Source organism: Arsenicicoccus sp. UBA7492 (assembly GCF_002479615.1).
Lineage (GTDB): Bacteria > Actinomycetota > Actinomycetes > Actinomycetales > Dermatophilaceae > Arsenicicoccus > Arsenicicoccus bolidensis.
The window spans coordinates 59,074-73,168 of sequence record NZ_DLOE01000009.1 but is presented as its reverse complement, the minus strand read 5'-3'; the positions used below and the strand labels follow the sequence as shown (position 1 = coordinate 73,168).

Sequence of the window (14,095 nt, the reverse complement as noted above, 5' to 3'; positions counted from 1 at the left end):
GTCACGCTCCCACGACCCATTCCGCGTAGAACAACCCGATGCCGAGCGCCACGAAGAGCCCGGCGATGATCCAGAACCTGATGACCACGGTGATCTCGGCCCAGCCGAGCAGCTCGAAGTGGTGGTGCAGCGGCGCCATGCGGAACACGCGCTTGCGGGTGGTCTTGAACGACCCGACCTGGATGATCACCGACAGCGCCTCGAGGACGAAGAGCCCACCGAGGACCACCACCAGCAGCTCGGTGCGGGTGCAGATGGCCAGGCCGGCGAGCGCGCCGCCGAGGGCCAGGGAGCCGGTGTCGCCCATGAAGATCTTGGCCGGCGAGCCGTTCCACCACAGGAACCCGAAGCACGCCCCCATGAGGCAGGCCGCCACGACGGCGAGGTCCCGGGGGTCGCGCACCTCGTAGCACCCCGCGCTGGGCGTGATCGCGCAGCTCTGGTTGGTCTGCCAGGTGCCGATGATGACGTAGGCGGCGAAGACCATGGTGCTCGCGCCGGTGGCCAGCCCGTCGAGCCCGTCGGTGAGGTTCACGCCGTTGCTGGTGCCCGCGATCATGAGGTTGGCCCACAGGACGAAGAGGACGACGCCCACCCAGGGCAGGGTCGAGCTCACGTCGAGGTCGAGACTCGTGTCGCGCACGGAGGAGATGACGGTGGAGGCGGGGGTGAGGCCCCGGGAGTTCTGGAACTGCAGGACGAGCAGGGAGAAGATCAGGCCGACGATCCCCTGCCCGGCGAGCTTCTGCCACGAGCGCAGGCCCAGGCTGCGCTGCTTGGAGATCTTGATGTAGTCGTCGAGGAACCCGACGAGGCCCAGCCCCGCCATCAGGAACATCACCAGCAGGCCGGACGCCGACGGGGGCCACCAGGTGAGCAGGTGGGCCATCGCGTAGGCACCGAGCGAGGCCAGGATGATGACGGCACCACCCATGGTCGGCGTGCCGCGCTTGGTGTGGTGGCTCGTCGGGCCGTCGTCCCGCACGAACTGGCCGTAGTGCTTGCGCACCAGGAAGTTGATGTAGGCGGGGGTGCCCAGGAGGGCGACCAGCAACGAGAAGCCGGCAGCGATCAGGACGGCCTTCACGGCGTGGCCTCCTCGGGGGTCGAAGTCTCAGGCTCCACGTGAGGTGCACGCTCCTTGGGGTGAGTGCCGGCGCGGCGCTCGCGCAGCGCGTCGCCGAGCTCCTCGCGGTCGTCGAAGGGGTGGGTCAGCCCGGCGATCTCCTGGCCCTGCTCGTGTCCCTTGCCCAGCACCACGACGGTGTCGTCGGCGCCGGACGTGGCGGCCACGGCCTCGCGGATCGCGGTGGAGCGACCCGCCACGACCCGCACCCGGTCCTGCAGCGCGTCGGAGATGCCGCCGGCCACCGCCCCGCGGATGGCGGCCGGGTCCTCCGAGCGAGGGTTGTCGTCGGTCACCACGACGAGGTCGGCGACGGCGGCCGCGGCGGCACCCATGTGCGGCCGCTTGCCGGGGTCCCGGTCACCGCCCGCGCCGAGCACGACGACGAGCCGGCCCCGGGTCTGGGGACGCAGCGCCCGCAGGGCCGCCCCCACCGCCTCGGGGGTGTGGGCGAAGTCGACGACCGCCAGGGGCTGGTCGGGCCGGCCGGTCTCGACGCGTTCCATCCGGCCGGGCACGTGGGGGTCCTCGCAGACGGCGCGCGCGGCCTCGGCCAGGTCCTCGCCACCGAGGTGCAGCAGGAGCGCGGCCACGGCGGTGTTGACCTGGTTGAAGTCGCCGGGCAGCGGGCAGACGAGCTCGAGGCTGGTCCCGCCGCCGTCGGTGAGCAGGAAGGCACGGTCGCCGAGGTCTCGCACGTGCCAGTCGGCGTCCGCCCCGGTGGCCGACACCGTGGTCACGGGGACGGTGGCCCGCTCGGCCAGGCGCCTGCCCCACGCGTCGTCGACGACGACCACGCCACGGCGGGAGCGCTCCGGGGTGAACAGCGACGCCTTGGCGGCGAAGTAGTCCTCCATCGTGCCGTGGAAGTCGAGGTGGTCCTGCGAGAGGTTGGTGAAGGCCGCGACGTCGTAGACGACGCCGTCGACCCGGTGCATGACGAGGGCGTGGCTCGAGACCTCCATGGTGCAGCGCTCGACACCGCGCTCGGCCATGACGGCGAGCAGCGCCTGCAGGTCGCTGGCCTCGGGGGTCGTCCGGGTGCTGCGCAGCCGCTCGTCGCCGATGCGGGTCTCGACGGTGCCCACGAGACCGGTGCGGCGGCCCAGGGCGTGCAGTCCGCCGTCGACCAGGTAGGCCGTGGTGGTCTTGCCGTTGGTGCCCGTGATGCCGTAGACGTCGAGCCGCGTCCCGTCCGGTCGCGCGTAGACCTCGGCGGCCGCGCGTCCCAGCGCCGCCCGCGGATCGGGGCTCACCAGCAGCGGGAGGTCACCGGTCGCCGGCCCGAGCTCGTCGCCCACCAGGGTCGCCCCGGCGTCGTCGGTCAGGACCGCCACCGCCCCGGCAGCGAGGGCCTGCGCCACGAACCTGGCGCCGTGGACGTTGGCGCCGGGCAGGGCGGCATACAGGTCTCCGTCGCGGACCGACCGCGAGTCGAGGGTGACGCCGCGGACCGCCGGGTCCGACGCGGGGGCGCCGGAGACGGTCCGCAGGGTGACGCCGTCGAGCCGGCGCGCGAGATCGGTCGCTGCGAGGGCTCGGACGTGGGCAGGGCGGGGGAAGGGGGTTGCCACGAGGAACGAACCTATCGTGCCTGCGTGGTCGTGCGGGTCCTCGCGGGGCTCCTCGGGCTAGTCGACCTGGTCGAGCCGGTCGAGCCGGTCGTGCCTGTCGAAGTCTTGTCCTCGTGCAGCGAGAACCCGTCGAAGGTCGCAGGCAGCCGCGGTGCGGGGCTGCCGCTCGGCGGGACCTGGTACTTCTCCAGGGCGGTCTTCATGACCTCGGTGAATACCGGGCCGCAGGTCTGACCGCCGTAGTGCCCCTTGATCGGCCGCTGCAGGGTGCAGGACACGACGAACCGGGGCTGGTCGGCGGGCGCGAACCCGATGAACGAGGCGGTGTGGCCGAGGTAGCGACCGGCCTGCTCGTCGTAGCGGTCGGCGGTGCCGGTCTTGCCGGCCACCCGGTAGCCCGGGATGGAGGCGTAGGCACCGGCGGTGCCCTCGTCGGAGACGACGGACTCCATCATCTCGCCGAGCGTCTTGGCCACGGGGGCCGAGATGACCTGCTGCTGCGCGGGAGCCTTCGCCGGGGTGTAGGTGCCGTCCGGCTCGGTCTGCCCGTTGATCAGCGTCGGCGGGATGCGCACCCCGCCGTTGGCGATGGTCTGGAAGACGCTGGCGGACTGGACGGCGTTGAGGCTCATGCCCTGCCCGAACATCACGGTGTAGCGCTGCGACCCGGTGGGGTTCTTGGGCACGACGCCGGCCTGCTCGCCGGGGTAGCCGATGCCGCTGAGGTGGCCCAGGCCGAACTTCCCGAAGTACTCCATGACCTTGCTGACCGGCAGCTTCTCACCGGCCAGGATCGTGCCCATGTTGGACGAGGTCGCGAGCACACCGCTCAGCGTGAGCTTCTGGACCCCGTGCTCGGAGGAGTCCTTGAACACCTTGTCCGAGCGCGGGAGCTCCGACGGCACCGTGACCGGGGTATCCGCCTTGGCCACGCCCTCCTGCAGCACCGCGGCCATGGTCATGACCTTGGCGGTCGAGCCCGGCTCGAAGTTCTCCTGGAAGGCCTTGTTGGAGACGGTGCCGCCCCGGGAGAGGCTGCCGAGGTCGGCCGGGTCGAAGGTCGGGTAGTTGGCGACGGCGAGCAGCTTGCCGGTGCGGACGTCCTGCACGACGACGTAGCCGTTGAGCGCCTCGCGCTGCGTGACGGCCCGCGCGAGGGCGTTCTGCGCGACGAACTGCAGGTCCGCGTCGATGGTGGTCTGCACGTTGCGACCGGGGACGGCCGGAGTGTGGGACTCGCTGCCGGTCGGGATCTTGAGCCCGGACGGGGTCGTCTCGTAGCGCTGCTCCCCCGGCTTGCCGGCCAGGACGGAGTTCATCAGCTGCTCGACGCCGCCCACGGGGGCGCCGGCGTTGGTCATGGCGCCGACGAGCGAGGCCGCGCCCGTGCCGGCGGGATAGACGCGCTTGGTCGTGAGCTCGGCGGACAGACCACCGATGCCGAGCTTCTTGATCTGCCGCCAGGCCACCGGCGTCATGTCGGTGGCGACGGGGTACCACCGACGCTCGCCGCTCAGCCGGGCCTGCACGTCCGCGACCGGCAGCCCGAGGAGCGGGGCGACGTCGGCCGCCGCGCCCTGGGCGCCGACCTTGGTGCGGGGACCCTTGGGGGTGAGGCGCTTCTGGTACTCCTTGACCGCCTGCTGGTCGACGATCAGGGTGTAGCGCTCGATCGACTCGGCGAGGACGGTGCCGTTGCTGTCGGTGATCTGCCCGCGCGCCGCGGGGAGGGTGCGCTTGGCGCTGCGCTGCTCGAGGGCCTTGGCCGACATCGCTGCGGCGTCGAACCCCTGGAGCCGCACGAGCTGCGCGGCGAAGACCGTCAGCACGAGGAGGGACACGATGAACATCGAGCGGACCCGACGCCTGGGGTGCATCCGCGCCCGGGACCCGGTGACCCGGGCGCCCTTGCGGGTGGGTCGCGTCGCGGTCACGCGCTCACCTCGATCCTTCGTGCGCCCTGCGGGCGCGTCGGTCCTGCCTGCTTCTGGTCCTGCATATGGCGTATGGCGCTGCCCGCCGACACCATCATCGACCGCCCGGGCCCGATCGGCGGGTTGCGACGCGGCTCAGCGGGTCGCGGCCGAGCCGGCCAGGCCGGCGAGGCCACCCACCAGCCCGTTGCCAAGCCCGAGGCCCGAGACGGCGGACGCGGCGGCCATGGTGGAGTCGTCGGGCCGAGCCTGCGGAGCGACGGCCTGGCTGCCGGACACCACGGTAAATTCGGCGGTCTTGGTCGCGGGCTTCGCCACGCCGGACACCTTGCCGGTGACGGGGTCGAGGAAGGCCGGGGAGTCCGCCGGCCCCATGCCCAGCTCCTGCGCCTTGGTCGCGAGGTGGTTGGGCGAGGAGACCGCGTTGATGTCCTGGCGCAGGGCGGCGGACTGGTCGCGCAGCGTCGCGGACCGGTCCTGCAGGTCGTTGAGGGCGTAGGAGCCCTGGGACAGCGTGATGTTGAGGAGCAGGGCGGCGAGCAGACCGAGCGTCAGCAGCACGGCTCCCAGGACCACGAAGGGGACCTGGGAGGCTCTCCGGCCAGCCATGCGCACGACCTCCAGGTGGGGACGCTGCCCGACGAGACGATCGTAGGTGCGGGTCGGTGCCGTGCGCGGGCTGACGGTCTGCAGCAGGCTCATGAACGGTGTCCCTTCCGGTGGGCTGGCCGGTCGACGCGGGTGGGGCGGGTGGTGGGCGGGGACGTGCGGACGCGCTCGGCGACGCGGAGCCGGGCCGACGCGGCGCGAGGGTTGTCGCGCGTCTCGTCGTCGCCGGGCTCCTCGCCACCGCGGGTGAGCAGACGCAGGTATGGCGCGTGCTCGGGCAGCTCGACCGGCAGGCCGGGGGGCGACGTGCTGCGGGCTCCCGCGGCGAGGACCTGCTTGGTGAGCCGGTCCTCGAGGGAGTGGTAGGAGAGGACGGCCAGGCGGCCGCCGACGGCGAGCGCGTCCACGGCGGCGGGCAGGGCGGCCTCGAGGGAGGCCAGCTCGCCGTTGACCTCGATGCGCAGGGCCTGGAAGGTGCGCTTGCCGGGGTGCCCGCTCTGCCGCTGCGAGGCCGCCGGGATCGTGCGGCGCAGGAGCTCGACGAGCCGGCCCGACGTGGTGAACGGCTCGACCTCGCGCTCGCGGAGCACGGCCGAGGCGATCTGCTTGGCGAACCGCTCCTCGCCGTAGGTCCGCAGGACGCGGGCCAGGTCGCCGTGGGCGTAGGTGTTGAGCACGTCGGCGGCAGTGGTCCCGGTGGACTGGTCCATCCGCATGTCCAGCGGGGCGTCCACGCGGTAGGCGAAGCCGCGGTCCTCCTCGTCGAGCTGCAGGGAGGAGACGCCGAGGTCGAGCAGCACGCCCTGCACTCCGTCGACGTCGAGGTCCTCGAGCACCTCGCCGATCTCGTCGTAGCGGGCGTGCACGAGGTCGACGCGGTCCCCGAAGGCGGCGAGCCGCTCGCCGGCCAGGCGCAGCGCCTCGGTGTCGCGGTCGATGCCGACCAGGCGGGCCTGCGGGCAGGCGGCCAGCACCGCCTCGGCGTGGCCACCCATGCCGAGGGTGCCGTCGACGTACACCGGGCGTCGGCCGTCGACGTCCTGGGCCAGGGCCGGGGAGAGCAGGCCGACGATGCGATCGCGCAGGACCGGGACGTGACGTCCCTCGGCGCCGGTGCGCGCGTCGTCCTGCTGCACGTCGGCCCTCCTCTCTCTCGCGGGTGCTGCTGTGTCGGTCGTGCTGGTTGCGTGGTGCTGGGTGGCTGGTGGAGGTGGGCCCTCGGACGAGGGGCCCTGGCGTCCGGTCCCCAACCGCTCCGCTCGATGTGTCCCGAGACCGGGGAAGGTGCCGCGGGGCACGAGGAGCGGGTGGAGGCCGGGCGCCAGGGATCACAGCAGTCCGGGGACCACCTCCTCCGCCTGGTCGGAGAAGGCCTGCTCGGTGGAGGACAGGTAGCGCTCCCACGCCTCGGTGTCCCAGACCTCGACGCGCTCGCCCGCACCGATGACGGTGCAGTCGCGGCTCAGCCCGGCGTACTGCCGCAGGCCGGCCGGGATCGTGATGCGGCCCTGCTTGTCGGGGACCTCGTCGGAGGCGCCGGAGAGGAAGACGCGCAGGTAGTCGCGGACGGCCTTGCTGGTCATCGGGGCGGAGCGCAGCTGCTGGGAGACGCGGATGAACTCGTCCATGGGGAAGACGTAGAGGCAGCGCTCCTGGCCACGGGTCACGACGAGGCCCTCGGCCATGCGCTCGCGGAACTTGGCGGGGAGGAAGAGCCGGCCCTTGTCGTCCAGGCGCGGGTTGTGGGTGCCCAGGAACATCGTGGCCCCCTCCCCGTCGGCTTGCCGCGTGCTCTGATATCCCCCACTTTACTCCACCACCCACCACGGTCAATCGTCAGTCACGCGTTTCGCCGTTATTTCTTCGTCATACGCGCAGGTCAGAGGCGGTGGTAAGAAGTGGAGCACCGGTGGGGCGGGCGGGCCGACCAGCCCGGACGAAGGGAACAAATCACCGGGTGTCGGACGCGGCGAGGCCCCGAACGCCCACCGCGCGGCGCGTGGTGGTGGGAAGTGGGGAACCGCGGCTTCGCCTTGTCACCGGCCGCGATGTCCCTAGAGTTGGGCTGACGTCCCGGTGGACCCGGCACCGGACCGCACCTGACGGGGGCCCCGTGATCCATCGCACCGAGACGCAGCACCTGAGCACGGCGACCGAGGTCGCCGAGGCCGCCGAGGCCGTGTGCCGTGCCGTGTCCACCGTCATCGCGGGCAAGGACGAGCAGGTCCGCACCGCCGTCACCGTGCTGCTGGCCGGCGGCCACCTGCTGCTCGAGGACGTGCCCGGGGTCGGCAAGACGATGCTGGCCAAGGCGCTCGCCGGCGCCGTCGACGCCTCGGTCCGCCGCGTCCAGTTCACCCCCGACCTGCTCCCCAGCGACATCACCGGCATCTCGGTCTTCAACCAGGAGACGCGCAGCTTCGAGTTCCGGCCGGGTGCCGTCTTCACCAACCTCGTCATCGGCGACGAGATCAACCGCGCCTCCCCCAAGACGCAGTCCGCGCTGCTGGAGGCCATGGAGGAGGGGCAGGTCACGACGGACGGCGTGAGCCGCCCCCTGCCCCGGCCGTTCATGGTCCTCGCGACCCAGAACCCCCTCGAGATGGAGGGCACCTATCCCCTGCCGGAGGCCCAGCGCGACCGCTTCATGGCCAGGCTCTCCATGGGCTACCCAACGGCCGACGCCGAGACCGCCATGCTGGCCGCCCACGGCGAGCACCGTCCGCTGCGGGACCTCGCCCCCGTCACGGACGCCGGCACCATCGAGCAGCTCGTGGAGTCGGTCCGCCACCTGCACGCCGGCGAGGCGATCCAGCGCTACGTCGTCGAGCTGGTCCGCGCGACCCGGAGCTCCTCCGGCCTGCGGCTCGGTGCCAGCCCACGGGCCGGGCTCCACCTGCTGCGCGCGGCGAGGGCCCGGGCCGCGATGGCCGGCCGGGACCACGTGCTGCCCGACGACGTGCAGCAGCTCGCCGTCCCGGTCCTCGCCCACCGCGTCCTCCCCGCCGGGGGCGCGGGTGGCCTCGGGGGCGCCCACGGCGCCGCGGTGGACGTCATCGAGACCCTGCTCGCCCAGGTGCCCGTGGTCGGCGTCGCCACCCGTCGTCCCGGCTCGCGCTGACCACGTCGCACCGGCCGATGCCACGTCCCGACGGAGTCCTCACGACCCGAGGCCAGTCCTTCCTGGCCTCGGGCGTCGTGCTGCTCGGGGCCGGCGCGGCGCTCGGTCTGGGCGACCTCCTGCGCATCGGGACGGTGCTCGTGCTGCTCGCCGCCGGCGCCTGGGCCCTGTCCCGGCGTCCCGCGAGCTGGCTGCACGTCGAGCGCGAGGTCGCCCCCGGCCGGCTCGCCGTCGACGAGCTCGGCACCGTCACGCTGACGCTGCGCAACGCCGGGCGCCGGCGCTCCCCGCTCGTGCTCGCCCAGGAGCACGTGGCCTATCCCCTCGGCGACCGGCCCCGGTTCGTCGTGCCGTCGCTGCGTCCCGGCGAGCACCAGGTCATGCACTACCCCATCGGCTCGGTCGTGCGCGGCGAGCACGCGCTCGGGCCCATCTCGGTGCGCGTGCGCGACGGGTTCGGGCTGACCAGCCGGCTGACCCGTCTGCCGGGGTCCCGGACGGTGCTCGTCGTCCCCCAGGTGCTCCCCCTGGACGCGTCCGCGCTGCCGGGCTCGGGCCCCGGCCAGGACGACGACGTCGCCGACACCGTCGCCCTGCACGGTGAGGACGACGTCACCATCCGTCCCTACCGCCAGGGGGACGAGCTGCGCCGCATCCACTGGCCGGCCAGCGCCCACACCGGGTCGCTCATGGTCCGTCAGGAGGAGCAGCCCTCCCGGCGCCGGGCCGCCGTGCTCCTGGACCGCCGGGTCACCGCCCACGCCGGCGAGGGTCCGCACAGCTCCTTCGAGTGGGCCGTCACGACGGTCGCCTCCGTCGTCGGTCACCTGCAGGACCACGGCTACGACGTCGACCTCGTCACCGAGCCGGACACCGGCCACGAGCGCCCGGTCACCCTCGACGAGGCGCTCACCACCCTCGCGCGGACGGTGCTGGCCGAGCACGACGGGCTGGCCAGCACCGCCGGCGTCCTGTCCCGGGGAGCCGTGGGTCTGGTGGTCGCCGTCGTCGGCCCGGGCAGCCGCACCGACCTCGAGGCGCTCGCGGCGACCCACCGCACCGGGACGGCGTCGCTGGCCATCGTCGTGGACAGCCCGACCTTCGGCCGCCCCGTCGAGGGTCGTCCGGACGTCTCGGCGCCGGGCGCCGAGCCCAGCCACCTCGCCCACCCGTCCGGCCCGGCCCGCACCGGCCACCTGTCCGCCGCCGCCAGCGTCGAGCTCCTGCGGCGCTACGGCTGGCGCGCGGTGGTGGCCGGCCACGGCACCGTGCCCGCCCTGGCCTGGCGACAGATCGCCTCGTCCACCGGCAGGAGCGTCCGATGACCCGGGCCCACCTGCGCGAGACCGCCCTCTGCGCCCTCGCCGTCGTCGTGGCCGCCTGGCCCATCGGCACGCTGCTGCGCGACTCCAGCTGGACGGGCCCCACCCTCCTGGTCGTCGCCCTCGTCGCCCTCCTCGGGGCGGGCCTGCGATCGCTGCGGGTGCCCGCCTGGGGCGTGGTCCTGGCCCAGCTGGTCGGGGTCTGCCTCGCGGTGTGCCTGCTGCACGACCTCGGCAGCGGACCTGCAGGACTCCCCTGGACCGACGTCGGGGACCGCCTCGTCGACCGTCTCGAGGAGGCCGGACGCACCATCCGCAGCTATGCCGCGCCAGCCCCTCCCACGCGAGGCCTGGTCACGCTGATCTCGCTGCTCACCGGCCTGGTCGCGATCCTGGTCGACCACCTGGTCGTGGCGCGACGGGCCGCCACCGTCGCCGGGTTCCCGCTCCTCGTCGTCTACCTCGTCGCCGTGGTCAACACCGGGGTGGCCCTGCCGGCGATGTACTTCCTCGCCCTCGCGCTGCTATGGCTGCTCCTGCTCGTCGAGCAGCACGGGTCCCAGCTGCGCCGCTGGGCCACGCTCGCCGCAGCCCCCTCCCGCGGGTCCGGCGCCGACGACCCCGCGACCGTCGTCAGCAGGTTCTCACGGCGGTCCCGGCTCGTCGCGGTGGCCGTCGTCCTGGCGGCCGTCGGCATACAGGCCCTGCTCCCGGACATCCAGACGAGGTTCCTCACCGAGGGCCTCGGCCGCCAGGAGCAGGCGGGCCGGGGCAGCCTGAGCTTCACCTCGGACGTCGACATCACGCGCAGCCTGGGGTCGCGCGACCCCCGGCCCGTGCTCACCCTCCGCACGAGCGACGGCAGCGAGCCGCCCCCGCTCGCGGTCACCATCGCCAAGCAGTATGTCGACGGGCACTGGCGCATGATCCCGACCCCGCCCCCCTCCGGGCAGGGTCAGCCCGCCCCCGGCCGGGCGCTCGGACTGCCCGACGGGATCGCCCCGGGCCTGCCGCACCGCGCAGTCACGGCGCGGGTGAGCGACAACACCGTGATGCGTCCGCCGCAGCTCGCGGCGCCCGTCCCGGCGCTGGCCGTGGGCACGGACGTCCCCTGGCGGCGGGACGCGACGACAGGCCTGGTGTCCGTCGGCCGCGCCGCGGAGGACTACACCGTCTCCTACGCCGTCCCCACCCTGACCCCCGAGCAGCTGTCCCGAGCCGCCGGAGGCTCCGCGGCACAGCAGCCGTACGCGACCTCCGCCTTCAACGACGGGGACTACCTGGACGTCGACCCCGCCTCGCGCGAGCTCGTCGACAGCACCACCCGGGAGGTCCTGTCCTCCCCCGACGTCCAGCGCTACGGCGCCGCGGACAGCGCCTACGCCAAGGCCATGGCGATCCAGCAGTACCTCCGGTCGCCGACCTTCGTCTACAGCCTCACCCTCGCACCCCTCACCGAGGAGGAGCGGCAGCGGGGCGTCGAGCCTGACGCGGTGAGCCACTTCCTCCGCACGCGTCGGGGCTACTGCACCCAGTTCTCCTCGGCCATGGTGATGATGGCCCGCTCCCAGGGGATCCCGGCACGCGTCGTGTTCGGCTTCCTGCCGGGCTCGCTGCAGCCCGACGGGACCCGCATCGTGCGGGCGGCCGACGCCCATGCCTGGCCCGAGCTGTTCATCGACGGCGCCGGGTGGACCCGCTTCGAGCCGACGCCGGGCGGGCGGTCCGGGCTGCCCCCGGCCTGGGCGACGCCTCCGACCGCCCCCACCGCGACGGCGTCCACGTCCGCCCCCACCACGACGTCCAGCGCCCGCCCGCGCCCCGCCGAGACCGACACGTCCGCCGCGGCACCGACCCAGCCCGGGCTGCTGGACCGGCTGCGCGGCTGGTTCACCCCCGCGCGCAGCACCACCCTGGGGCTGCTCCTGCTCGCTGCCGTCGCTCTGGCCGTCACCCCCCTGCGCGGGGCGCGGGTGCGTCGACGTCGGCTCGCGAGAGCCGGATCTCCCGCGGCGGCGGTGGAGTCGCACTGGACCACCCTGGCCGAGCAGCTGCACGACCTGGGCGTGGGCCCACCCACGGGTATGACGCCGCGAGCCCTCACCGCGCACTACGACCGGTATGCCCTGCTGCCCGACGAGGGGAAGCGCGCGCTGACCCGCGTGCTCGGGGCGGTCGAACGAGCGCGCTACGCCCCGCCCGGCGCGTCGGCGTCCCCCCGTCAGGTGCAGGCCGACGCGCAGGTGGTGCGCCGGAGCTTTGCCCGCACCCGGTCCTGGCCGCAACGGCTGCGGGCCGCGCTGCTGCCCTCGGCGGGACGCGGCTCGACGTCCTGACGCCGGGCTGACGTCGGCGATCCCGACGCCCCTCACCCGCCGTCGCACGAGCGCGCACGAGGCCGGCATCCCGTGGGGATGCCGGCCTCGTCCGTCAGGTCATCAGGTCGTCGGGTCGCTCAGTCGAGGTAGTCCCGCAGCACCTGGCTGCGGCTGGGGTGCCGCAGCTTGGACATCGTCTTGGACTCGATCTGACGGATCCGCTCCCGCGTGACGCCGTAGACCTTGCCGATCTCGTCGAGCGTCTTGGGCTGTCCGTCGGTCAGGCCGAACCGCATCGACACCACACCGGCCTCGCGCTCGGACAGGGTGTCCAGCACCGAGTGGAGCTGCTCCTGCAGGAGGGTGAAGCTCACGGCGTCGGCCGGCACCACGGCCTCGGAGTCCTCGATGAGGTCGCCGAACTCGCTGTCGCCGTCCTCGCCGAGCGGGGTGTGCAGCGAGATGGGCTCGCGACCGTACTTCTGGACCTCGACGACCTTCTCCGGGGTCATGTCGAGCTCCTTGGCGAGCTCCTCCGGGGTGGGCTCACGACCGAGGTCCTGCAGCATCTGCCGCTGGACGCGGGCGAGCTTGTTGATGACCTCGACCATGTGCACCGGGATGCGGATGGTGCGGGCCTGGTCGGCCATGGCGCGCGTGATCGCCTGCCGGATCCACCACGTCGCGTAGGTCGAGAACTTGTAGCCCTTGGTGTAGTCGAACTTCTCGACGGCGCGGATCAGGCCGAGGTTGCCCTCCTGGATGAGGTCCAGGAAGAGCATGCCGCGACCGGTGTAGCGCTTGGCGAGCGACACCACGAGGCGCAGGTTGGCCTCGAGCAGGTGGTTCTTGGCCCGCTTGCCGTCCTGGCCGACCCACCACAGCTCACGCTTGAGCTTCATGTCGATCTTGTCGCCGGAGTTGAGGCGCTCCTCGGCGAACAGGCCGGCCTCGATGCGCTTGGCGAGCTCGACCTCCTGCTCGGCGTTGAGCAGCGCCACCTTGCCGATCTGCTTGAGGTAGTCCTTGACCGGGTCGGCGGTGGCTCCCGCCGTCACGACCTGCTGCGGCGGGGCGTCGTCCTCGTCGTCCTCGCGGTAGACGAAGCCGCCGTCGGTCTCCTCCTCGTCGTCCTTCTTCGTGCCCTTGGCCCGGGCCGCCCCGGCTGCGCCCTGCGGGGACTTGGGGTCGACGGCGCTCTCGTCGTCGGCGTCATCCGCCGCGACGACGTCCGCGCTCGCCACCTCCTCCACGGCGACGTCCTCCACGACGACGTCCTCGACGTCGTCCAGGGAGGCCGGGCCCTCGTCCGCGACGCCGGTCGGCTCCTCGACGTCGGCCGCGCCGGCCATCGTGGCAGCGGCGGTCTTGGCCGTGCCTGCCGCGGTGGCCTTGGCAGCGCTCTTGGCGGTCGTCCTCTTGGCGGCCTTGGCGGTGCCAGTGGTCTTGGTCGCGGTCTTGGTCGCGGTCTTGGTCGCGGTCTTGGTGGCCGGTGCGTCGGCGGACGCGTCGGCGGAGGGCGTCGGGGCGGCAGACTTCTTGGCCGGTGCCTTCTTGGCGGCGGCCTTGCGGGTGGAGCTGGCCCGACCCCCCGCGGTCGCGGCGACGGCCCGGGCGTGGTCGGGGTCCAGGGTGACCGTGATGCCGGCGGCGTCGATGGCCCGCAGGACGGCCTTCATCCGGCGGGGCTCCAGGGCGACCTCGCTCAGGGCGGCACCCAGCTGCTGGGAGTCGATCGAGCCGTGGGTGGCGCCGAGCTGAAGCAGGGCCTGCAGGGAGGGGTGTGCGAACTCCGGGGGCAGGGAGGCGGCATTGGGTAGGGTGGTCACAACAACCTTTCGTCGCATGACGTGGGCGCGTGGAACCATCGGTCGTCGGAGGACGAGTGCGTGGGAGCCACGGGACGGCGGTTGCGCTCTGGGCTGGTGCAGCCTGTCGTGGCAGGATCTGCGGGGGGCTGACCATGGCCTCCGGTGCGCTTCACCACCATTATAAGTCGACCGGCGACCTCGCCGCGACGAAAGCCGGCCGAACGTGCCGTCCTCACCGACCGTGACCTGCCCGACGCCGGCGGATCGGTCATCAGCGGTC

Annotated in this window: 10 protein-coding genes; 3 read left to right on the top strand and 7 right to left on the bottom strand. The window is 73.2% G+C overall.

The genetic code is table 11. The annotated features are described in order from the left end of the window. Position 1: 1 nt before the first annotated feature. The 6 genes from mraY to mraZ form a co-directional block, all read right to left on the bottom strand. Positions 2–1,087 carry a phospho-N-acetylmuramoyl-pentapeptide-transferase gene (gene mraY, locus B4E97_RS02475; RefSeq protein ID WP_019287186.1) on the bottom strand — a complete coding sequence of 362 codons (1,086 nt, stop codon included), beginning with the start codon at positions 1,085–1,087 and terminating at the stop codon, positions 2–4. Further along, the gene (locus B4E97_RS02470) at positions 1,084–2,700 is read right to left on the bottom strand and encodes a UDP-N-acetylmuramoyl-L-alanyl-D-glutamate--2,6-diaminopimelate ligase (protein ID WP_029211446.1); all 1,617 of its coding nucleotides are present in this window, start codon (positions 2,698–2,700) and stop codon (positions 1,084–1,086) included. Before B4E97_RS02470 ends, mraY begins: the two co-directional genes overlap by 4 nt. An 11-nt stretch (positions 2,701–2,711) precedes the next feature. Next, the gene (locus B4E97_RS02465) at positions 2,712–4,634 is read right to left on the bottom strand and encodes a peptidoglycan D,D-transpeptidase FtsI family protein (protein ID WP_029211447.1); all 1,923 of its coding nucleotides are present in this window, start codon (positions 4,632–4,634) and stop codon (positions 2,712–2,714) included. A 135-nt stretch (positions 4,635–4,769) separates the two neighbouring features. Further along, positions 4,770–5,336 (bottom strand): hypothetical protein, encoded by a 567-nt coding sequence (locus B4E97_RS02460; protein WP_239266410.1) that lies wholly within the window; start codon positions 5,334–5,336, stop codon positions 4,770–4,772. After that, on the bottom strand, positions 5,333–6,379 hold the full coding sequence (gene rsmH, locus B4E97_RS02455) for a 16S rRNA (cytosine(1402)-N(4))-methyltransferase RsmH (protein ID WP_029211449.1): 1,047 nt from the start codon (positions 6,377–6,379) through the stop codon (positions 5,333–5,335). The genes B4E97_RS02460 and rsmH overlap by 4 nt, the downstream gene beginning before the upstream one ends. Before the next feature lie 192 nt (positions 6,380–6,571). Then, the gene (gene mraZ, locus B4E97_RS02450) at positions 6,572–7,003 is read right to left on the bottom strand and encodes a division/cell wall cluster transcriptional repressor MraZ (protein WP_019287181.1); all 432 of its coding nucleotides are present in this window, start codon (positions 7,001–7,003) and stop codon (positions 6,572–6,574) included. Between the two features lie 356 nt (positions 7,004–7,359). Here mraZ and B4E97_RS02445 point away from each other — a divergent pair, with 356 nt between their 5' ends. From B4E97_RS02445 to B4E97_RS02435, 3 genes are read left to right on the top strand one after another with little or no spacing between them, the layout of a single operon-like run. Beyond that, positions 7,360–8,364, top strand: a complete 1,005-nt coding sequence (locus B4E97_RS02445) for an AAA family ATPase (protein ID WP_286958637.1) — start codon at positions 7,360–7,362, stop codon at positions 8,362–8,364. A gap of 17 nt (positions 8,365–8,381) precedes the next feature. Next, a complete protein-coding gene (locus tag B4E97_RS02440; RefSeq protein WP_286958571.1) occupies positions 8,382–9,689 on the top strand; it encodes a DUF58 domain-containing protein in 1,308 nt (435 codons plus the stop codon). Further along, positions 9,686–12,022 carry a transglutaminaseTgpA domain-containing protein gene (locus B4E97_RS02435; protein ID WP_286958569.1) on the top strand — a complete coding sequence of 779 codons (2,337 nt, stop codon included), beginning with the start codon at positions 9,686–9,688 and terminating at the stop codon, positions 12,020–12,022. Before B4E97_RS02440 ends, B4E97_RS02435 begins: the two co-directional genes overlap by 4 nt. A 119-nt stretch (positions 12,023–12,141) precedes the next feature. On the opposite strand, the gene B4E97_RS02430 is transcribed toward B4E97_RS02435, so the two are convergent. Then, positions 12,142–13,851, bottom strand: coding sequence for an RNA polymerase sigma factor (locus B4E97_RS02430; protein ID WP_286958567.1), 1,710 nt, complete (start codon positions 13,849–13,851; stop codon positions 12,142–12,144). Between the last annotated feature and the right edge of the window lie 244 nt (positions 13,852–14,095).